Below are 22,077 nucleotides of genomic sequence, written 5' to 3'. Positions count from 1 at the left end.
TCATAGGTACGCTCATTCTCTATATATAATATCGATGGATAGGACGTCCCACACTTCCATATTGTATATCCACCTTTAATAAACTTTGTTTTTCTAAAAAATCCAAGTAACGTCGAGCTGTTACACGGGCCGTTCCAATGAAGTTGGACACTTCTTCCGCTGATACTGCCTCGTTCCTTTCTTGAATATAGGCAAGTACCTTGTCTAAGGTTGCACGGTTAAAACCCTTTGGTAGCACGTCAATTAGTATTGCTCCAGTTACTGGAGGAGCAGCTACTTGCACAGGAATACGTTGCTGCATTAGATGATCAACATCATGTTGAGTTAAATCTTGCATGCCACTTATTTTCTTTTTATACGCCTGATAATCCTTTAAAGTTTGCTCAATTCGTTCAAACGTAAATGGCTTCATAATATAATCGTAGACACCTAAGTGTAAAATCCGTTGCACAGTTGGCATATCGTTCGCTGCAGTGACAGCAATAACATCAACAGGAAGATGTTCTTCGCGTATTTTCCCAAGCGTAATAATGCCATCCTGCTCAGGCATAAAAACATCCATAAAGACAAGCTCAGGTTTTAATTGCTTAATCTTCTCAATCCCCTCAATCCCATTGCTAGCATAGCCTATTAATGAAAATCCATTAATTTGTTCAATAAATTGCCTGTTCACTTCTCGTACCATCGGATCATCTTCAATTAATAACACTTTAAATACATCCATCTATTCTCCTCCTAACTCAAATAAGATTAAGAAACTTGTCCCTTTCATAAATTCACTTACTACCTCGATATCGCCATCGCCTTTCCTAACAATTTCATGTATTAAATGCAAGCCAATTCCGCGATTCTCACTTGCCTTCGTAGAAAATCCATTTTCAAACATACGCGCTTGCACCTCTTCAGACATCCCAATTCCATTATCAGAAACAGCAATTGCTAACACATTGTCATGCTCATCTACAGAAATCGCTACATATTTATCCTCCTTGGAAAGAACATTTAGCGCTTCAAAAGCATTTTCAATTAAATTCCCTAACAGGACAACAAAATCGTGATGATCTAATAGAGGTGGAAAACGTTTAAAATGACTTTTTCGATCAATTTCTACTTGTATACCTAATTCCTTGCCATAACTAACTTTACTTAGCAATAATCCTGAAATATTTTCATTATGAAAGCGTTCATTCAAAAACTTCGTTAACGAGGCTTCATTTTCGGTAGTAGCTGTAACATATTCAAGTGCTTGCTTCGTATGTCCCAATTGTAGAAGCCCTGCAATCGTATGAAGTTTATTTTTATGCTCATGTGTTTGTACGCGCAGTGCTTGAACAAAAGCTTTAACACCTGTTACCTCTTCCGCCAGCTTTTTCACTGCTGTTAAATCTTTAAACATGGCAACGGCACCGACTAGCTCACCATTTACAATAATCGGAACTCGATTACTCAAAATACTATGATGATTTATGTATAACTCTTGATTGTATACAGGCGTTGCCGTTTCAACAATTTCAGGCAATCGTGTGTCAGGCAAAACATCGTAAATCTTTTCACCGATACACTCCTCTATCTTTCTAGTAACACCTAATATATCAGCTGCTTTTTCATTAAAAATTGTAATATTCATTTCCTTATCAACCGCTATAATGCCTTCATGCATAGCATTGAACGTTTCTGTTCGTTCTACATACATTTTGGCAATCTCATGAGGTTCAAGCCCAAACATCTGCTTTTTAATATGTCGACCAAGTGTGTATGCCCCCCAAATACTAAAAACAAGTGATATGAGAATAGTAATAACGATGTCACGTTCATAATTTTGCAATATTTCTTTAAAAGTTGGCAGTGAGTACCCTACAACAACAATGCCAACTTGTTCTTTTTTATCATCAATGATAGGGACAAAAGCCCGAATCATGACACCGGCTTCTCCTTGCGCCTTCGATACATAATAATGCTCACTAAAGGCAGCGTTTAAATCCTGTGATTCACTACGTTTCCCTATTTCTTTACGGACTGGGTGTGATAGTTTAATACGATCCATATTCATCACAACAATATACTCTGCTTTATTAACAACACGAATACCATCTACAATTTTATTGACATTTTTCGCCGCTTCTTTAATATTGTCATTTTTCAAATGTATACTAATCTCTGGCACATTCGATACAGTCCCTGCAACGAGCATAGCACGCTGACCATAATCCTTTTCTTGCTCAGTTAATAGATTACCAAGCACAAAAATGCCACCAAGTAAAAAGGAGAATGCAATGATTAAAAATGTCACTAACAGTATTTTGCCGTTTACGGGCATTTTCATCATTTAAAGATTCATTCCTTTCCCATCTGCATTTGCACTAAAATACACACTTCTACTAATGATTGATATGCTTTTAAGATTATCTTCAAAAAATTCTTTTGACAACACTTTTAGTTGACATAAGTAAGAGAAAATCATGAACTTAATGAACAATATTACAAAAAAGTGCTATAAAACGGAATTTTCAATCATTTATTATTTTTGTATTATAACAATAATAAATTGTTTTAATAGTACCATAACAGTAAAAATAATTGAGAACACTACATTTCTTTTAATTTACTGAAAAAATATACTTAATGAACGATATGTTTCTTATTTTCTAAATCTCTTTTTTTAAAAAGGATTCGCTATGATAATTCTAGTGAAAACGATATCAAAAAGAAAATTTAGAAACGAGGTAGCATAAAATGAAATTACTGAAAAATTTGACTGTTCAGGTTATAGCTGCGATCATTTTAGGGATTATTGTCGGAGCTATCTTCCCTGAGTTTGGTGCAAGTCTTAAAATTTTAGCAGACTTATTCATTAAATTAATTAAAATGTTAATCGCTCCAATCATCTTCTTAACGGTTGTAATCGGAATCGGGAGTATGGGAGATATGAAAAAGGTAGGGAAAATCGGAGGTAAGGCGCTGCTGTACTTCGAGATTGTCTCTACTATTGCCTTAGCGATCGGGATTGCTGTTGCAATGATTGTTAGCCCAGGTACAGGATTAGATACATCAGGTGCTGCCGAAACTGACATTTCAAAATATACTACGGCTGCCTCAGAGACTGAGCAAGGCTTAGGTGCTTTCATCTCTAGCATTATTCCTGAAAACGTAGTAGGTGCGCTTGCAACAGGACAATTACTTCCAGTGTTATTCTCTGCAATATTGTTCGGTTTAGCGGCTGCTTCTATTGGTGCACCTGCAAAACCTGTCATTACATTTTTTGAACAAGTGGCAGAAATTTTCTTCAAAATCGTAAGTATGGTAATGAAAATATCACCAATTGGTGCATTTGGTGCAATGGCCTATACGATTGGTAATTTTGGGTTGAAATCGTTAAGCAACTTAGGTCTATTAATGGCGGCGGTATATATTACAATGTTCTTATTCGTAGTCATTGTTTTAGGCACAATTGCAAAATTCTTCGGCTTTAACATTTTCAAATTCATCGCTTATATTAAAGAGGAAATTTTCTTAGTAATCGGTACATCATCATCTGAATCTGCTTTACCTTCGATGATGCGTAAGTTGGAAAATTTCGGTTGTTCAAAGCAAGTAGTTGGATTAGTAGTACCAACAGGTTATTCCTTCAATCTTGATGGCACTTCCATCTATCTATCAATGGCTGCACTATTCATTGCACAAGCATACGGAATGGAATTGACATGGGTTCAAATCATTACACTTCTTGGGATTTTAATGATTACATCTAAAGGTGCAGCTGGTGTAACAGGATCTGGTTTTATCACATTAGCAGCGACACTTGCTGCCTTCCCAATAATTCCAGTAGAAGGGATTGCGCTACTAATTGGTGTTGATCGCTTCATGTCCGAAGCACGTGCCGTAACAAACTTAATTGGTAACGGTGTAGCTTGTGTAGTCGTTTCAAAATCCGAAAAAGAGTTTGACGTAGAAATGCAAGAACGTGCACTTCAAGGAAAAACTACTATTGTTTCCTAGGCGCCTCCCCACTTGTGCCAGTGGGATCAAGGCGACCTCAAGGATGTAGCGTTTGAAGCCTAGACGATGCTCTAGGTCATCAACAGGTAAAAAATCTATAGTTCCCTTCACAATAAGAAAAGGTAGTGAAGACAGCTTGGTTGCTGTATCACTACCCTTTTTTATTTTCCATATTGTTCAAGCAAGCGCTGCGTATTTGCTGATTGTTCAAGTGCTTTTTTCTCTTTTGTCCAGTATATTAAATATTGCTGATCTCCAACATTAAAAACCATCTGTTGTAATTCTTCACTTAGCTCCGAGCTAATCGCTACCTTTAAAATATCCACCTCATATAAAGGCTCACCTTTAATTTCGTAGACGATATGATAGACTGGCTTTTCTTCAAATATCGCTCTTTCTTTTTGGCTTAGTTTTTTGACATGGCTTAGAGGATTTTTTTCACTATAAGCTGTTGCATCTTGATCTGTCGTCCTATATAAGGATTGCTCTCCTTTTAATAGCTCAATGGCATCAATTTCTGTTGCCTGATCTAAAATATGTGAAATAGCCTCTTCCTCATTTTTCTCACGAAACTGCAAAGTAAAAGCCCCAATAAGTATAATCGCAGCAAATATGACTAATTTCCATCTTCGTTTATTCATTTTTCATTACCCATTCAATACCTTTTTGACAAAGCGATTAATATCTACATCAGCACCAATGACAAGCATAATATCTCCTAGCAAAATTTTATCACTCGCCTGCGGAGATACGATAATATCTGCACCACGCTTAATGCCTACAATATTAATCCCGTACTTTGCACGAATATCTAAATCCATAACCGAGTAACCTGCAATCGTATCGTTGGCCTTAATCTCCATAATTGAATGTTCATCTGAAAGCTCTAAATAATCAAGCACTGTATTGGACAACATATTATTGGCAATACGTATCCCCATATCACGCTCAGGATGAACGACAAAATCGGCACCTATTTTGCGTAGTACTTTTTCATGGTAGTCATTCTGAGCTTTTACAGTTATCTGCTGAACACCGATTTCTTTTAAAATTATGGTCGTCAAAATACTAGCCTGAATATTTTCACCAATCGCTACGATAACGTGCTCAAAATTACGAATACCTAATGAATTTAAAACCGATTCATCCGTCGAATCTGCGATAACGGCCTGTGTGGCAATAGAAGCAAACTCGTCCACCCGCTCTGAGGAATGATCGATCGCCATAACTTGTGCGCCTTGACTCATTAATTCGCGAACAATGCTTCCTCCGAAACGTCCAAGTCCAATGACAGCAAACTCTTTTTTCATCATTAAAAACCCCTCCGAAAATTACTATACCATTATTGTAACTTATTCTCTGCTATATGTATCGTCAAAGCCAACGACTATTCGTCAAGAAATGACATCTTTAAAGGGATGCTCGGGTTGATTCACTTTTCGCTCAGGTGACATCTGGATCCGAGCAGCTTGGTCCCTTTTTCGCTCAGATCACGTTTGGATCCGAGCGGGTCACATCACAACCGTAATGGTAAGTGAATTTGTATTTTCACATAAAAAAGACGAGGAATTATTGATCCCCGCCTTTTAATCATATTATTTAAGCGTTGCGCATTTCATCTAAAACGCGATTCACACGCTTTTCAAGCATTTTCATACCGCTACCACCAGCTTGCATGTGACGAAGCTGACCATCTTTATCGAAGACAAAATACGCAGGTACGTATTGATTTTCAAATGCATCTGTTAGCTTCAATTCGCTATCGACAAAGATTGGTTGTACGATATCATGCTCAGCTGCTACAGATTTGATTGTCTCTAAATCTGTATCTTCCTCAGAGCGTGGCATATGCACAGCGATAACATTTAACTCGTCTTTATATTGATCACGGAAATTGTTCACATCTGGCATTGCTTCTTTACATAAATGGCAACTAACTGACCAAAAATGAATTAAAGTTGGTTTTTCGCCTACAACGTCCGCTTTTGTTACTTCACCGTTTAGCCAAGTAGTTGCACCTACAAGTTCTGGCATTTGTTCACGAAGTTTCATAAAACATTCTCCTTTTTCCTTTTTCTAGGACTATCATCAAAACGTGTGGTTGATTTCCGTTCCGGCTGGGCGCTTTGTAGCTGTCGCTTTGCTTTCGCTACATGAAAACATTTGTTGCTGCCGCTACGTTAGCACTACGCTTTCGCACAGAGCAAAGCTTCCTGGGGGCGTCCGATGAGCCGCTTTTGTTGTTGCTGCCGCTTCGCTTTCGCACAGATAAAACATTGTTGCTGCCGCTTCGCTTTCGCACAGATAAAACATTGTTGCTGTCGCTACGTTAGCACTGCGCTTTCGCACAGAAAACATCCGCTTCGCTGCAGGGTCTCGGGCCAACAGATGTTTTTTGCGCGAAAGCGTAGCGGCAGCAGCACCGATGTTGGTCACGAAGGCGTTATCACAGGACGTGATGGTTTTAGCCTTCGTTCCCCTATCGCTAATCCCCAAGGAGTCGCCCAGCCTCCACTCCAATCAACTTATTTACATAGTAGACGTTTTAACAAAAGTCATCCACAATTTTTGGTGATGAACCTTTTTCTATATCAAGTTTAAAAAATCCCCACAAACTTGCTGTGGGGACTCTTTATTTTTGAATGATCAATTTCGCCAAGCCTCGAATTCAGTTCAATGCCTGACATAAAAACTCTACTTAAATTATAGAGTTGCTTGACCTGGACGCCAGTTTGCTGGGCAAAGACCACCAGTTTGTAAAGCTTGAAGTACACGTAAAGTTTCGTCTACATCACGGCCGATGTTGTTATCGAATACAGTTTGGTATTTTAATTCGCCTTCTGGGTTGATGATGAATAAGCCGCGTAGTGCGATACCTTCTTCTTCAATTAATACACCATAATCTTTTGAAATTTGGTGATTTGTATCTGCTGCTAATGGATATTTTAACTCACCAAGACCATTTTTAGTGCGGTCAGTGTTAATCCAAGCTAAGTGTGTGTGGATTGTATCAGTAGAAACACCGATTACTTCTGCATCTAAGTCTTCGAACTCATCGTAACGATCGCTCATTGCAGTGATTTCTGTTGGACATACGAAAGTGAAGTCCATTGGATAGAAGAATAAAACTGTCCATTTGTCTTGTGCTTTCATGTCTTCTAATGATACTTTGCCAAAAGATTTGTCTGGAAGTACTGCTTCCATTGTAAAGTTAGGTGCTTGTTTACCTACCATGCGTTCTGCCATAATAAATCCCTCCGATTAAATATGTAGTGTATATATTCCATCCGCACCAGCGAACTCGTCTTCTACGATAGCAGAGTAATCGTAGTTTTTCAAACAAGTAAGCTTCACTAAAGTACAAGTTTGAAATTATCTGACAAATTTTCGTCAATTTCCCAAGTGGAATGGCTACTACAGCCTATTTATTAGCTATTATTAACAATTTTATTCTAGAATCAACAAAATTTTTGTACGCGTCATTTATGTATAATTTCTAACAATTTTATCTACTTTTTTTCATAAAAAACAATTGCAAATTCGTCATTATTATGTATAATTGTAATGGTTTTAGTAAACTAAAAGTTTCGTTAAAGTAAACTTCATATTTCAAAAGTTTATGATTGCTAAACTTCTTCTAGGAGGGAAAAGATGCAAATAGGAGCAAAAATTAAAGCGCTTCGTTTAAAAAAAGGTCTTACCCAAGAGGAACTTGGAGAACGTACAGATTTAAGTAAGGGGTATATTTCACAATTAGAACGTGATCTTAATTCTCCTTCCATTGAAACGCTATTTTCAATATTAGAGGTTTTAGGGTCAACACCAAAGGAATTTTTCGATGATGAAGCACCTGAACAAAAGGTTGTATATACAGAAGAAGATCAATCCACTTATACGGACGAAGAAAAAAAATATGAAATCCAATGGCTTATTCCGACATCAAACGAAAAAGAGATGGAGCCAATATTCTTGACACTTGCTGCTGATGGCGAGTTCAAACAGTTTGAGCCATCGCTCTCAGAAACATTTATTTATGTTGTGAAAGGGCGCATTCGACTCGTTTTGGGGAATGAACAGTATATAGCAAGCGAAGGCAATGCTCTCTATTTTGATGCGGCAGATCATCACCAAATTTTTAACGCACATGCTGCAGAAACAAAAATTTTACTTGTCGCAACGGATTCATATTTATAGCTTAAGGAGGCGCATCTATGACAACGAATTCAATTATCCGCTTTGAAAATGTTTCAAAGTCCTATAATGACGGCACGGTCGTCTTAAAAAACATTAACTTGGAGCTAGAAAAAGGGAAATTCTACACATTACTAGGTCCTTCTGGTTGTGGTAAAACAACAATTTTACGTATTATTGCTGGTTTTACAGAACCGACAACAGGAGATATCTATTTTCACGATAAAAAAATCAACTTAGTGCCAGCAAATGAGCGCCAAGTAAACACAGTTTTTCAGGATTATGCACTGTTTCCTCATCTAGATGTTTTTGAAAATGTCGCATTTGGACTTCGCATTAAAAAACTTCCTGAAAGTGAAATTAAAGATCGTGTTGCTGAGGCATTAAAATTCGTAAACCTAGCAGGCTATGGTAATCGTGAAATTTCTGAGATGTCTGGTGGTCAACGTCAACGTGTTGCTATTGCTCGTGCGATTGTCAATGATCCTGAAGTAATTTTACTAGATGAGCCTCTTTCCGCATTAGATTTAAAGCTACGTACAGAAATGCAGTATGAGCTACGAGAATTACAGCAACGACTTGGGAAAACATTTGTGTTTGTTACACATGACCAAGAAGAAGCGCTTGCCATGAGTGATGAGATATTTGTCTTAAGCGAAGGTGAAATTCAACAATCAGGTACACCAGTAGATATTTATGATGAGCCAATTAACCGCTTCGTTGCTGATTTTATTGGAGAATCAAATATTGTTCCTGGCGTCATGATTGAAGATTTTAAAGTAGAATTTGCCGGTAAAGTTTTTGAATGTGTCGACCAAGGGATGAAGCCAAACGAAAAAATTGATATTGTCATTCGCCCAGAGGATTTAGAAATGACAACAATCGAAAAAGGCAAACTTGTTGTAAAAGTTGATACTCAATTGTTCCGCGGGGTGCATTATGAATTATCCACGTACGACAAAGAAGGAAATGAGTGGCTCGTGCATTCATTGAAAAAAGCTGAAGTAGGGACAGAAATTGGCTTAGACTTTGATCCAGAAGCCATTCATGTTATGCGTTTAAATGAGACAGAAGAAGAGTTCGATAAACGTTTAGAAGCGTATGGAGACGACGAAGATGCAAACTAAGACATCTAAATCAGCTTTATTTCCATATGTTTTATGGATTGCATTGTTTGTTATCGCCCCGATTGCACTTGTTGTTTACTATTCCCTACTAGATATACATGGCAATTTCACGCTCGATAACTATAAAGCGTTCTTTACTTCTGTTTATTTAAAAATGACATTAAGCTCATTCTGGTATGCGTTTTTAATTACGTTCTTTACATTACTTATTTCGTATCCAACAGCCTATTTTTTAACTAAAACAAAACATAAGCAGCTTTGGCTTTTACTAATTATTATTCCTTCTTGGATTAATCTTTTGTTAAAAACATATGCTTTTATCGGGATTTTCGGCTTGTACGGCCCGATCAATGCATTTATCAAAGTGTTTGGTTTTGATCCGAAGCAAATGTTATTTACTGACATTAGTTTTGTGTTTGTATCCGTTTATATTTTTATTCCATTTATGATTTTACCGATTTTCAACTCATTAGATCGTTTAAATCCAACTCTTGTCTACGCGGCACGTGATTTAGGAGCATCTGCCTTTACTACATTCCGTCGCGTTGTGTTGCCTCTAACAATGGACGGTGTAAAATCAGGTATTCAAGTTGTATTTATCCCTGCATTATCACTCTTCATGATTACTCGTTTAATTGCAGGAAACCGTGTCATTACACTTGGTACAGCTATTGAACAACAATTCCTTGTTACCCAAAACTGGGGAATGGGTTCAACAATTGCCGTTTTCTTAATTTTATTCATGGTAATTATTATGTTAATTACGGGGCAAAAGGATAAAGGAGGTCGCGTACGATGAAAAAACTATCAGCATCAGCAAAAGTGTATTTAGCGATTGTTTTTATCGTCTTGTATGCACCTATCTTCTATTTAATCTTTTATTCATTTAATAGTGGCGGATCAATGAATAATTTTGAGTCCTTTACGTTAGAACATTATAAAGCTGTCTTTGAGGATTCTCGTCTACTCGTTATTCTAATTAATACAGTGATTGTGGCATTACTTTCGGCATTGATCTCTACAATCATTGGGACGCTAGGAGCCATTGGCATTGTCACTGTTAAGAATTCAAGAATGCGTAATACATTACTTTCTTTAAACAATGTATTAATTGTTAGCCCAGACGTCATTATTGGTGCAAGCTTTTTAATTTTATTTACAATGATTGGTGTTAAACTAGGCTTTGCTTCTGTGTTATTAGCACATGTAGCATTTAGTGTTCCAATTGTTGTATTGATGGTCTTACCTAAACTGTTAGAAATGAATAAATCATTAATCGACGCTGCATTAGATTTAGGGGCGACGAAAAAAGATGTCATGATGCGTGTTATTTTACCGTATATTAAGCCTGGTATTTTTGCAGGGTTCTTCCTTGCCTTAACGTATTCTCTAGATGATTTCGCGGTAACGTTTTTCGTGACAGGTAACGGTTTCAGCACATTATCTGTTGAAATTTACTCTATGGCTCGCGCCGGCATTTCCTTAACTATTAATGCACTTTCTGGTTTAGTATTCTTTGTTACGGTGATCGTCGTAATTGGCTATTATTTCATCACAAGCCGCACTAGTAAAAGAACGGAGGGCCAACAATGAAGCAATTAATTCAAGCTACTATCGCTATACTTGTCGTTTCCGCCCTTTTATTTTACGCTGCTGATGCCTTGAGTGCTGGTGGTGGAAAAAGTGGGAAAAATACATTAACGATCTTTAACTGGGGAGAATATATTGATCCTGATTTGCTAAAGCAATTTGAAAAAGAAACAGGTATTCATGTCATTTACGAGACGTTTGATTCCAATGAAGCGATGATGACAAAAATTAAACAAGGTGGTACGGCTTACGATATTGCAATACCTTCTGAATATATGATTGAAAAAATGAAGGAAGAAAACTTACTTATTCCTTTAGATAAAACAAAAATCCCGAATATAAAAAATATCGATCCTTATTTTTTAGACTTACCATTTGATGAAGACAACACATATTCCGTACCATATTTCTGGGGCACAGTTGGCGTTGTCTATAATCCTAAGCTTGTTGGCAATCTGGACTTCTCATCTTGGGATGACTTATGGGACCCTTCGTTAAAACGTAAAGTCTTTTTAGTAGACGGCGCACGTGAGGTAATCGGTATGGGCTTAAACAATCTTGGTTACTCACTTAACACTTTAAATGACCATGAGCTACGTGAAGCTACTGATAAACTCATTACGTTAGCACCAAATGTCAAAGCCATTATCGGGGATGAAATTACACCGCTAATGATTAAAAATGAAGCAGTTGTGGCACTCACTTGGTCTGGTCAAGCAGCTGACATGATGTCCGAGAACGAAGAGCTAAACTTTGCTGTACCAGAAGAAGGTTCGAACTTATGGTTTGATAATATGGTCATTCCAAAAACTTCGAAAAATATAGATGGTGCACATGCCTTCATTAACTTTATGCTGAAAGCCGAAACAGGCGCTAAAAATGCTGATTTCGTAGGCTACTCTACTCCAAATATTGCAGCAATGAAATTAATGGATCCGGAAGTTGTATCTGATGAGCGTTTCTATCCTTCTGAAGAACAACGTAAAACATTAGAAGTTTATAAAAACTTAGGCCCTGATTATTTAGGTAAATACAATGAACTGTTTTTAGAATTTAAAATGAGTATTCGATAACCTCTATCAATTATGCCTCGGCATAATTGCGTCAGGAATCGACTTTGTGCTTAGGCCTGCACGAGGGCCGACACGATGTCGGTCATTTCGGTAATGCCACAGGACGTGGCGTTTTTACCGATGCAAGTCAGTGTTAAAGCTGTTCTCACGTTACTAACGTCGAGAACAGCTTTTTGCTAGTTTAGATGAGAATAAATGCCCGACAGTTTTGCCGAAAAGTTCGCTATTCCCCCATCAGTGTTTGCTTCAAGGCTTGGCAGTCAGTTGACTTTGAACGGTCAGGAAACTACAAATACCTTCCAAGGCTAAAGCAGTGAGGGTGATCAGTAGCCAATTCCCTTATTTCAGACTTCTAGTCAATAGCAAAGGTACAAGCCTTGTGGTAGACTGTAGTATATTTGATTAAAGAAGGGGGTATTCGATGACCCAGCAGAAGTCCAATAAGGCGGCTTTGTATATTTTAATGTTTAATATGTTTATCGCAATGGGGAGTATTGGAATTATTATTCCTGTTATGCCTGAGTATTTAAAACTATTTGGTGCCGCCGGACAAATTCTTGGCATGTTGATTGCAACGTTCGCCTTGGCTCAATTCGTATTTTCTCCAATTGCTGGGAATCTTTCGGATCAATATGGACGGAAAAATCTCATTATTTTCGGTCTTATAGTTACAGGACTTGCCCAAATTGGTTTCGGGCTTTCTACAGATGTGTGGATGCTCTTCTTGGCACGCTTTTTAGGTGGCGTTGGCTCTGCATTTGTTGCCCCACCTATCATGGCTTTTGTGGCAGATGTTACAACGTATGAAGAACGTGGTAAAGGAATGGGCATGCTAGGTGCATCAATGTCTCTAGGCTTTATGATTGGACCAGGTATCGGTGGATTCCTATCAAAAGTTAGTTTACATTTCCCATTCTATACTGCTGGAGTTGCAGCGATCTTAGCAGCTATTTTATCGTTGTTTTTATTACCTTCCAAGAAACCAAATACAGCGCAAAAAATGCAGAAGCAAGACAACCTTGCAAAGCAAATGGTTCGTTCAGTTCAAATGCCTTACTTTGTAATGCTCGTTATCATGCTTGTATTCTCATTCGGAATTGCTAACTTCCAAACAACATTATCGTTATTTGTTACAGAAAAGTTCAATTACACACCTACTGATATCGCTATTATCTTAGTTGTAGGTGGTGCTTTTGGTGTTGTTGTACAAATGTTTGTGATTACACCACTGTTTAATCGCTTCGGCGAAATGAAAGTAGTGTTAGTCAATTTATTTATTGCCGCCGTATCAATTTTCTTAATTTTGTTTGTGTCTGGCTTTGCGCTTATTTTAGTTGTAGCGACAATCTTCTCTACAGCTACGACATTGATTCGCCCAGCTGTCAACACATTGATTTCGAAGCTTGCTGAGACGGAACAAGGCTTTGCGGCTGGTCTGAACAATGCATATATGAGCCTTGGTAATATGATTGGTCCTGCATTAGCAGGTATATTATTCGATTGGAATATGAACAGTCCTTATATTTTCGGAGCTATTATTTTAATGGCTTGCTTCTTCCTTGCCCTTATTTGGACGATGAAAAAAGCACCACACCTGTTGCATCCTGATACAAAATAGGCAGAAAAATCATTGACTATTTTTGGTAGAATGCTACATTATTATGTAATAAGATAGAATTAAATTAAATTTTTTTATTACCACTAGGGGAGTCTTTAAAAGGCTGAGACGTATATTATCATATACGGACCCTTTGAACCTGATCTAGTTCACACTAGCGGAGGGAAGTGGCGACACTTGCTTTTTAATATGTAAATGCAAGGCCGCTTCCTATTGTTTTTTAGGAAGCGGCTTTTTTTGTAAGTTTACTTTAAGAATGCTCGCCAATCTAGCAACATTATTTCCAAGGTTACTGGTGGGACTCATGGTTTTAGCGGCGATGTTCTCTTGGTTACCGGCGCATCTCGCGGTTTTAGCGGCGCCATTCTCTTGATTACCGGCGCAACTCGCGGTTTTAGCGGCGCCATTCTCTTGATTACCGGCGCAACTCGCGGTTTTAGCGGCGCTGTTCTCTTGGTTACCGGCGCATCTCGCGGTTTTAGCGGCGCTGTTCTCGGTTTTACCGGCTCAACTCACAGTTTTAGCGGCGCTGTTCTCGGTTTTACCGGCGGGACTTCAAATTTACTGGTATTAACAATTAAATTCATATTTCAAAGGAGTAGAAATTATGTCAATCCGAAAATTAACAATCATGGCCTTATTAGTAGCAATTGCCGTAGCAGGTTCTACCTTCGTTTCAATACCAACTGGAATTGCGCGTGCCTATCCAGTACAGCATGCCATTAATGTTATTGGCGCTATCATTCTTGGACCAGTGCCAACCGTTATGGTCGCCTTTATCACAGCAATTATTCGTATTTTAACAGGCACAGGTTCATTATTAGCTATACCTGGCAGCGTCATTGGTGCTTTGTGTGCAGCTCTTGCCTATAAATACAGCGGCAAGATGTGGCTAGCTGGTGTCGGTGAAATATTCGGGACAGGAATTATTGCCTCACTCATTGCAGTGCCCTACGCACATTTATTAATGGGGACATCCGTGGCAGCATTATTTTTTATGCCAGCCTTTCTAACATCAAGTACGATTGGTGCTATCTTAGGCCTTGTCGTAGCTAGCAATTTGCGTAAGACTATATTTGTAACTAACCTTAACACTCTGCTTAAATAATATTTATGGCAATTTAAAAACGTTACTTCCTTAATGGCAATTAATTAAGAAAGTAACGTTTTAATTCAACTAAATTCACCCATACTTTAGCGGCAATCCCATTTCATGAGCAATTAATAAAAAGTCTTTTTTACTTATTTCAAAATGACCAAATCTGAATTTATAACCATATTTCGATTTATCTTCTACAAATTCTAAATAATCTAAGATCCTTTTTATTGGAACAGACTTTGCATCTTTATAAAAGTCTATATCTCTTCTAAAAGGAATAAAATTTTCTGTCATTTGGAACTCGTATATTCGCTCGTCTTTTATTCTTCCAATTGCGGTAAAGGCTCTTACAGGTTCATTACCATCTAAACTGTTTTTAGGAGAATAATATATAATCCAGTCTCCTTTTTTCATTCGTTTCAAAGGTCTTTCTTTACCATGGCACAACTGGCCGAATCCTCCCTCAACCCCTTTTTGCACATGATTAAGAGATACCACGCCAATCCAATATTTCGGTTCTCTTTCAGTCGTAGGATATAGTGACATAGCTTCCACCTCCTTTTATTTTGGCGAACGATTTTCATATACTTTTTTCAATATGTGTTTCAATTGCTCTTGTTCTTCCAATAAAAGTACGTCTAAAACATCATTCTCAGAAATTGAAAGGATCTTCAATAATTCTTCTGCCACATTTTCTCCCTGTTCTGTAAGGCATATTAGATTCTCTCTTCTATTTTCTTGATTTTTCTCTCTATAAACATATTTTCTTTCTTCTAGATCATCGATAAAAAAGCGGACACTGTTTTTATCTATTTTTAAAATCTGCCCTATTTGAATTTGGCTAAGTTTTTTTTCTTTTACAAGAATCATTATTCCAACTTCTCTGGATTTCAATTGATATTTTTCGCTAATATATGTCTCGAGATTTTCCTCTAGAGCCTCCGCTAACTTAAAACTTAGAAAACCAAAAGAATTCATAATATTGGTCATGTTAACTCCTCCAAAATATATAATAGTATTTAAAAATAATAGTAATATTTTATTACTATTATTAATTATTACATTAAATCCCATTAATAACAAGATTAATTTCGCTTTTCATGATTTTACAAGCAAAAAAAACGACAGCTCATTGCTAAAAAAAGCAACGAACCATCGTTTTAAATTATTAAGGTCGTTTTTTCATGCCCTTTAATAGCTGGGCAACGTTTGTGTCTTCTGCCTGTATTGTTTTTTCTTCTACAGTCTGCTCTTTCTTCCTTGGCCTTGTTAGGAAGCTCCATCCAAAGCGTCGAATGGTAATATCGATGAAGAATAGTAGCATACCTGCTAATAGAAGCCATGTTGCAATATTTTGACGTTCCGCACCTTTTTTACTAAACTCACGGAATACTTCGTTTGGCTCTTTCAAAATGGAGCCGCCTGTTTGCTTCGTCAATTCTTCTACTAGCTTATCATTCACTGGACGTAATTCATATTCAGCACTATAAGGAACACTTAAGCCAGCCTGGTAAATAGTCTTTTCTTCATCTGCAATACGGAAGAAAATCAGACCTGGTTCTGCTTGTACGACTGCTCGAACTTGTGATGCTGAAATTGTTTCAAGCTGTGTTTCAAGTTCTTCACCAGCTTCATTAACAGCAACAATATCTAAAAACGCCGCTTCATTTGTTGGATCCGTGATAACAAACGAGCCGTCTGACTCAAGGCGAACATCATAGGCAACATCGTTATAGCTTGGTAGCATTTGTGAAATAAGCGTTTGCCAAAATGTGCCCCAATTCTGCCATCTTGCCCAGTCTCCTGTCCATTTTCCTGTCGAATCAGAAGTAAAGGCAAATGTTTTGCCAAGACCATATTGCCACTGTGCTAGCACTGGATCTTCCTTCTCACTTTCCGCAATAACAGTAGCTCCCTGTTTTGCTGTCGTACCAATATAAGCATTCATTTGAGGTACACCATTCGTAAATAACGTATTCCATCCAGATGCATTAAATATAGTTGGATAGAATGGGTTATCCTCAATATATGTGCGTGAAATCATTGCCGTTTCACGAGATAAAATAGATGGAATCGTTTGCTCATCAACAACATCGTAGAAACGTCCACTTCCCATCTCACTAAGTGCTTCCAGTAAATTTGCATCTGCATCCTGACCAATTGCCACCGTCGATAGCGTAATGCCTTTCTCTTTGCCTTCTGCAATTAAATCCTCATAATTCCCCGACTGTGACTGACCATCCGTTAAGAGAATAATATGCTTACGTTGCAGCTTTAAATCAGCTAGGTTTTCATAGGCTTTAGCAAGTGATCCATATATTTCTGTACCACCACCTGGCGTTACAGCTAAAATCGTGTCCACAGCTTCTTCCTTTTTGCCAAGTGGTCCTGTCTCAATAATTTCCCAAGGTCGGTCATCAAAAGCAATAAACCCGAGCGTATCCTCATCTCGTAGCATTTCGACTGAGCGAGCGGCCGCCTCCTTAGCAAGCTCTAACTTCGCTCCAGACATACTTCCTGAGCGATCAAGTACAATCACAAGCCCTAATGACGGTAATTGCTCCTTACCTTTAATCTCCATTTCCACAGGTAGCAAAGTTTCGATTGGCGTTTTAAAATAGCCGCCCAAGCCAAAGCTATTTTCACCACCGACCATTGTAAAGCCGACACCAAAGTTTTTTACCGCTTGTTCAATGACATTCATTTTCGCCTCGCCTACTAAATGCCCTGGCACATTATCAAAAATGATGGCATTGTATTGTAAATAACTAGAAAGTTCATTTGGCAAACTTTTAGCATCTACAACATCATAGTCGATTGATTGGTTGCCAAGTGCTGCAGCGATTGGTGAAGCTGTGTCATAACCATTGACAATTAATAAATGTGGTTCACTTTGCACCATCGTGACACTTGTTAATTTATTATTTTCAAAAATCGCATCTTGATCAACTTGAACCATTGCCTCATATTTCACAAGTCCTTCTGCAGTTGCCGCATGTTTATACGTAAACACATTGGAACCTTCCGCAAGCTCCACTGCCTCACGATGAATAAGCTCATCATTTTCGTATAATAATAGCTCACCTTGCCCCGCCGCAGTAGCATTAATTTCAGTGACTAACTGCTGCTGCTCACCTACATAAGAAACTTGTGGGGTTACAAAACTTTTAAGTGATACATCGTTCATAACAGATTTATTAAACGGCACTACATCGACACTTATATTTGACCCTTTGAACTTTGATGCAAACTCTAGGGCATCTCCTTTTGTTTCATTACCATCAGTTAAGAGTACAAGTCGTGTTGCCTTTTTCGGATCTACTATACCCGAAGCGAGCTGCAGACTTTGTTCAATATTTGTTTGATCGGTCGCCTTTATGGCTGTAAACTTCGGCACTTCCTTTAAAGAATTAGATAAAATGGCTTCTGTTTGCAGTGTCGATGAAAAAGAATAAATCCCTGCAAGTTGTTCATCTTTTTTCGACTGCAAACTTTCGTCTATAAATTGAACCATTTCATCTTCTGTACCATTCATCGAAGCAGAACGGTCAACTAAATATACGATTTGTTCTTCCTTTACAGGTAATAAAATATAAGGTCCAGCAAGCGCAAAGACTAAGCAGAATATCGCCACAATACGAATACCTAGTACGACAATATGACTCTTTTTGAGTCGCTGACGCTCACGCCAATAGGTCCATCCAAAATACATAAGCAATGGAAGTAAAAGCAACAATACTAATGGCATATCAATTCGTAAATCCACGACGTCGTTGCACCTCCCACTCTAAAACAAGTAATACTAAAATAATAAGGATAAGCCAAGGCACCAACGAAGTTTTCGATATTTCTTCCTTACCATTGTCCTGAAGCTCTCCAAGCGTATAGCTTGTCCCTTTTTCAATGACACGTTCTTGAGCTTGAAGCTGTACGATGAAGCGCTTTTCTTCATTATTTGAGCGTGCGGTATAGATTCCCGGCTTTATTGGAGCTGTTAATAAACCATTTGTAATAGACGATAAAAACTCATCATCCTGCGAATAAACACTCCAATCACCTTGCGCTAAAGCAACTGCTCGTTGCTCATTTGGTGCAAAAATACCGAGTGAACCAATTGATTCTGAAAGCTGCTGTTCAGCACTCCATAAAAATAATGGGAAAGAGGGATGTAGCGGCCAATCTGTATCAGCAATATCCGCTAAAATAACAATATCTCCTTCTGGTGAACGTTGTATAAATGGCTGATCACCCACTGATGCAATCGTTTTATAGCCATCGAATCCTGGATATACAGCACTAATATAAATATCTTTTAGCTCACTAAAAGCAAACAATGCATCACTTGTTATTGTTACTTCTCCGTTTGCTTCAACCTTTTTAACATCATCACGTCCAAATAATACAATCGGCTTATCCATCTTTTCGAGTAGCGCCGTTTGATTTGTCACAACTGTGGCATCTTGATTGTCCGCTACTTGTAAAGACGGAACAATTTTCACACCGCTATTAATCGTTTGAAAACCTTTTTGAATGAGTTGATGCATACTTTGATCGACAACTACTTTTGAAGTGGCTGTTTGTAGCAATACAGTTTGTGAATTATCGACTACGTAATCATCATTAGCAGTTATCTTGGCAGTTAAAGTATTTTCTAATGGTAAGTCTTTAAATGTTTTCGTTACAGCTTCATTCGGTGGTAATGTAACACTTTCTGTAGTTATCTCATTCCCCTTCACAGTCTGTAGGGAAAGTGTCACCTTTTGCTCTCGATCAGTATCATTTTGTAACTGCACAAGCGCCATCGTAGATTGACCATCTGTAGTAGCAGCAAACCGTGTAATTGCGATATTTGTTAAATCCTTAGCAGACCCTTTTACTAACCACTTCACCGTATCCTTTTCCATCGGTAAATGCTTTTTATCAAGTGCATCTGTAAAAACGTAAATAGATGTTGGTGTATCACCAACAAAAGCCTGTGCCACATCAAGAGCCTTATTCATCTGATCCGTTTCATAGGTTACTTGCAACTCTTGAATAGCTTTTTCAATAACTTTGGTATTCGTTTCTTGCTGTAAAATAGCTTTCGGTGTATTCCCTGTTGTGATGAGCGTTACAGGTCTTCCATCAAGCTGATTGACCAAAGAGAGCATTTCCTTCTTATGTGTGTCAAATGTTGACTGCTCTGTCCCCGCTAGCATCGTAGCAGACGTGTCCACAATGAAAATCGTTTGTGCTCCAGCAATGGTTGATTTTTTCACATAAGGATTCATTAGTGCAAGTACAAGTAAAATCAGTGCAAGCAGTTGCAAATAAAGCAGTGCATTTTTTTGTAAATGCTTTAAGTATGGTGATACACGTGTTTCTTGCATAATTTCCGACCAAAATAATGTCGAGGACACAGTTTGATCGGTATATTTTTTTCGAAAGAAATAATATAGTAGGACAATGACCGGGATGATGGCCGTCCAGCTAAAAAGTATTTGACTAAAGCCCAATACGGCTCACCTCACCTAATCCAATGTGCTTTTAATAATTGTTGAAAGATGGCATGCTGCAATCCATCTTCTACTTTAAGCTGTAATTTTCGAACACCGAAGCGCCGACAGATCGCCTCAAATTCCTCTTCATGTAATAAACGTCTTGCCAGGTATGTGTCCAGAACCTTTGAAGACATCGTAACATTCACATCTCTGCCAGTTTCACGATCGAGTAAGCGTACATCCCCAGTATATTCGGGTGATATTTCTTCCTGCGTAGCAATTTGCAAAATGCGCACATCCCCAGCAAATCGTGGTAGCCTTTTCAAGAGTTGCTCCCACTCCTCAATCGGCTCAAGCCCATCAGTGATAATAAATAGCACTGTACTATCCTTAGGCAATACTTTTAAAGCACCCTGTGCGAAGCTACTTGTATAAGCCGCTTCCTCAATCTCTGTTACCACCTGTAAAAAGGCACGACGATACATAGCACCTTTACGGCGAAATGGTGGCTTGACGTCATCCTGTATAAAAGAAAACGATAAACGATCATCGCGACCAAGCACCATTAGGCCAAGTGAGGCAACAATTTGCCGGGCGAAAGTCCATTTCGTTTGTTCACCCATAGATTTAGTCGTGTCTAGCAGAATGTGTACACGCATCTCTTGTTCATCTAAAAAACGTTTAATGAAGTACTTATCCGTTCTTGCAAAGACGTTCCAATCGACCTGACGCACATCATCACCTAAATGATATTCTCGGAAATCTGAGAAATCGAGCGATGCCCCGAAGCGTTGCGAACGGTGCGAGCCCTTATGCTGCCCACGTAATTTGGAGGCCGTCGCCACTTGGAAGCGACTGATTTTCGCTAACCAATCCTCGGGCAATAATAATTTTTGCGTCACCTGCTAACACCTTGTTGTACCTTATCTAAAATTACGTCAATCACATCGTCTGCTGTTTTACCTGAAGCCTCCCCTTCATAATTCAGCAGCATACGATGGCGTAATACTGGCTTTGCAACAGATTTAATATCTGCTACTGAAACGTGGAAACGACCATTCATAAGCGCTCTTGCCTTCGCTAATTTGATTAAACTTTGTAAACCTCGAGGACCGCTACCATACATGGCATACTGTTTAACCTCGTCAATTGCATCGTCTCTATCAGGATGTGTAGCCACAACTAGATCTGTCGCAAATTCAAGCATTTCATCAGCAACAAGTATTTCCTTTACCATTTGCTGTGCTTCAATAAGTGTGTCCGTATTCATCATCTTTTGTAAATCAATTTCCATAGCACCTGTTGTACGCTTCATAATCTCCATTAGCTCACTTTTCTCCGGGTATGGTACAAGAATTTTACATAGAAAGCGGTCCATTTGTGCCTCTGGTAATGGGTACGTCCCTTCCATCTCAATCGGATTTTGTGTCGCTAACACGAAGAATGGTCTTGCCATCTTCTTTGTATCTCCCAAGATTGTTACCGTTTTTTCGCCCATAGCTTCAAGCAGTGCACTTTGTGTTTTTGGCGTTGCTCGGTTAATCTCATCCGCTAATACCATTTGGCTAAAAATCGGACCTGGCTGGAACGAAAACTGTTGTTTGCCATCTGGTGTGCGCTCAATCATACTTGTCCCCGTAATATCCGCCGGCATTAAGTCTGGCGTAAATTGAATGCGCGAAAATGATAAATCTAGTACTTCAGAAATTGTACGAATTAACATCGTTTTCCCTAAACCCGGCAAGCCCTCTAATAATGCGTGCCCATCAGCAAGGACGGCGTACAATGTATAATCAATTGCTTCCTCTTGCCCAACGATAAAGCGATGAATTTCTTCCTTTACTTGTTGTAATTTCGTACTCATTTCAACATACTGTTGCTCTGTAAATGCCATTCCTTTTCC

General features: G+C 38.4%; 21 protein-coding genes and 1 riboswitch. Of the genes, 8 read left to right on the top strand and 13 right to left on the bottom strand.

Annotated elements, in window-relative coordinates:
* Nucleotides 1-19: 19 nt before the first annotated feature.
* Together ACVWXS_RS03690 and ACVWXS_RS03685 are read right to left on the bottom strand one after the other, a co-directional pair.
* On the bottom strand, nt 20-724 hold the full coding sequence (locus ACVWXS_RS03690; RefSeq protein ID WP_456956128.1) for a response regulator: 705 nt from the start codon (nt 722-724) through the stop codon (nt 20-22).
* The gene (locus ACVWXS_RS03685) at nt 725-2,326 is read right to left on the bottom strand and encodes an ATP-binding protein (protein WP_456956126.1); all 1,602 of its coding nucleotides are present in this window, start codon (nt 2,324-2,326) and stop codon (nt 725-727) included.
* A gap of 407 nt (nt 2,327-2,733) precedes the next feature.
* Between ACVWXS_RS03685 and ACVWXS_RS03680 the strand changes: the two genes are divergently transcribed.
* Complete coding sequence (locus tag ACVWXS_RS03680; RefSeq protein WP_368636885.1) at nt 2,734-3,996, top strand: dicarboxylate/amino acid:cation symporter; 1,263 nt, start codon at nt 2,734-2,736, stop codon at nt 3,994-3,996.
* 161 nt (nt 3,997-4,157) lie between these two features.
* Here the strand turns inward: ACVWXS_RS03680 and ACVWXS_RS03675 are convergent, their stop codons facing one another.
* From ACVWXS_RS03675 to ACVWXS_RS03655, 5 genes are all read right to left on the bottom strand, one after another.
* A complete protein-coding gene (locus ACVWXS_RS03675) occupies nt 4,158-4,637 on the bottom strand; it encodes a hypothetical protein (RefSeq protein WP_456956123.1) in 480 nt (159 codons plus the stop codon).
* Between the two features lie 6 nt (nt 4,638-4,643).
* Nucleotides 4,644-5,306: a potassium channel family protein gene (locus ACVWXS_RS03670; protein ID WP_068983505.1), complete on the bottom strand. Its 663-nt coding sequence runs from the start codon at nt 5,304-5,306 to the stop codon at nt 4,644-4,646.
* Between the two features lie 289 nt (nt 5,307-5,595).
* Complete coding sequence (locus ACVWXS_RS03665) at nt 5,596-6,048, bottom strand: TlpA family protein disulfide reductase (protein ID WP_368636887.1); 453 nt, start codon at nt 6,046-6,048, stop codon at nt 5,596-5,598.
* A 123-nt stretch (nt 6,049-6,171) separates the two neighbouring features.
* On the bottom strand, nt 6,172-6,516 hold the full coding sequence (locus ACVWXS_RS03660) for a hypothetical protein (RefSeq protein WP_456956121.1): 345 nt from the start codon (nt 6,514-6,516) through the stop codon (nt 6,172-6,174).
* A 183-nt stretch (nt 6,517-6,699) separates the two neighbouring features.
* Nucleotides 6,700-7,242, bottom strand: coding sequence for a peroxiredoxin (locus ACVWXS_RS03655; RefSeq protein ID WP_368636888.1), 543 nt, complete (start codon nt 7,240-7,242; stop codon nt 6,700-6,702).
* Nucleotides 7,243-7,647: 405 nt separating this feature from the next.
* Here ACVWXS_RS03655 and ACVWXS_RS03650 point away from each other — a divergent pair, with 405 nt between their 5' ends.
* The 7 genes from ACVWXS_RS03650 to thiW all read left to right on the top strand — a co-directional run bounded on the left by ACVWXS_RS03650 (nt 7,648) and on the right by thiW (nt 14,703).
* The gene (locus ACVWXS_RS03650) at nt 7,648-8,190 is read left to right on the top strand and encodes a helix-turn-helix domain-containing protein (protein ID WP_368636889.1); all 543 of its coding nucleotides are present in this window, start codon (nt 7,648-7,650) and stop codon (nt 8,188-8,190) included.
* Between the two features lie 17 nt (nt 8,191-8,207).
* Nucleotides 8,208-9,314 (top strand): ABC transporter ATP-binding protein, encoded by a 1,107-nt coding sequence (locus tag ACVWXS_RS03645; protein ID WP_402983943.1) that lies wholly within the window; start codon nt 8,208-8,210, stop codon nt 9,312-9,314.
* On the top strand, nt 9,304-10,113 hold the full coding sequence (locus ACVWXS_RS03640) for an ABC transporter permease (RefSeq protein ID WP_456956118.1): 810 nt from the start codon (nt 9,304-9,306) through the stop codon (nt 10,111-10,113). The genes ACVWXS_RS03645 and ACVWXS_RS03640 overlap by 11 nt, the downstream gene beginning before the upstream one ends.
* Complete coding sequence (locus tag ACVWXS_RS03635) at nt 10,110-10,907, top strand: ABC transporter permease (RefSeq protein ID WP_368636891.1); 798 nt, start codon at nt 10,110-10,112, stop codon at nt 10,905-10,907. The genes ACVWXS_RS03640 and ACVWXS_RS03635 overlap by 4 nt, the downstream gene beginning before the upstream one ends.
* Nucleotides 10,904-11,977 carry an ABC transporter substrate-binding protein gene (locus tag ACVWXS_RS03630; protein ID WP_423492340.1) on the top strand — a complete coding sequence of 358 codons (1,074 nt, stop codon included), beginning with the start codon at nt 10,904-10,906 and terminating at the stop codon, nt 11,975-11,977. Before ACVWXS_RS03635 ends, ACVWXS_RS03630 begins: the two co-directional genes overlap by 4 nt.
* A 421-nt stretch (nt 11,978-12,398) precedes the next feature.
* The gene (locus tag ACVWXS_RS03625) at nt 12,399-13,595 is read left to right on the top strand and encodes an MFS transporter (protein ID WP_456956115.1); all 1,197 of its coding nucleotides are present in this window, start codon (nt 12,399-12,401) and stop codon (nt 13,593-13,595) included.
* A 75-nt stretch (nt 13,596-13,670) separates the two neighbouring features.
* Nucleotides 13,671-13,778: riboswitch (TPP riboswitch) on the top strand.
* 424 nt (nt 13,779-14,202) lie between these two features.
* Nucleotides 14,203-14,703 (top strand): energy coupling factor transporter S component ThiW, encoded by a 501-nt coding sequence (thiW, locus tag ACVWXS_RS03620; protein WP_456956113.1) that lies wholly within the window; start codon nt 14,203-14,205, stop codon nt 14,701-14,703.
* 75 nt (nt 14,704-14,778) lie between these two features.
* Here the strand turns inward: thiW and ACVWXS_RS03615 are convergent, their stop codons facing one another.
* From ACVWXS_RS03615 to ACVWXS_RS03590, 6 genes are all read right to left on the bottom strand, one after another.
* Nucleotides 14,779-15,240 (bottom strand): EVE domain-containing protein, encoded by a 462-nt coding sequence (locus tag ACVWXS_RS03615; protein WP_068983334.1) that lies wholly within the window; start codon nt 15,238-15,240, stop codon nt 14,779-14,781.
* A 15-nt stretch (nt 15,241-15,255) separates the two neighbouring features.
* A complete protein-coding gene (locus ACVWXS_RS03610; protein WP_456956110.1) occupies nt 15,256-15,684 on the bottom strand; it encodes a MarR family winged helix-turn-helix transcriptional regulator in 429 nt (142 codons plus the stop codon).
* A 178-nt stretch (nt 15,685-15,862) separates the two neighbouring features.
* The gene (locus ACVWXS_RS03605; protein ID WP_456956108.1) at nt 15,863-18,460 is read right to left on the bottom strand and encodes a VWA domain-containing protein; all 2,598 of its coding nucleotides are present in this window, start codon (nt 18,458-18,460) and stop codon (nt 15,863-15,865) included.
* Entirely contained in the window at nt 18,444-20,189 is a 1,746-nt protein-coding gene (locus ACVWXS_RS03600) for a vWA domain-containing protein (RefSeq protein WP_456956106.1), read from the bottom strand. Before ACVWXS_RS03600 ends, ACVWXS_RS03605 begins: the two co-directional genes overlap by 17 nt.
* Nucleotides 20,190-20,200: 11 nt before the next feature.
* Complete coding sequence (locus ACVWXS_RS03595; RefSeq protein ID WP_456956104.1) at nt 20,201-21,076, bottom strand: DUF58 domain-containing protein; 876 nt, start codon at nt 21,074-21,076, stop codon at nt 20,201-20,203.
* Nucleotides 21,073-22,068, bottom strand: a complete 996-nt coding sequence (locus ACVWXS_RS03590; RefSeq protein ID WP_368636900.1) for an AAA family ATPase — start codon at nt 22,066-22,068, stop codon at nt 21,073-21,075. Before ACVWXS_RS03590 ends, ACVWXS_RS03595 begins: the two co-directional genes overlap by 4 nt.
* Between the last annotated feature and the right edge of the window lie 9 nt (nt 22,069-22,077).

It is taken from the genome of Lysinibacillus sp. TE18511, assembly GCF_054062295.1.
This window is presented reverse-complemented; position numbering and strand designations above follow the sequence as displayed.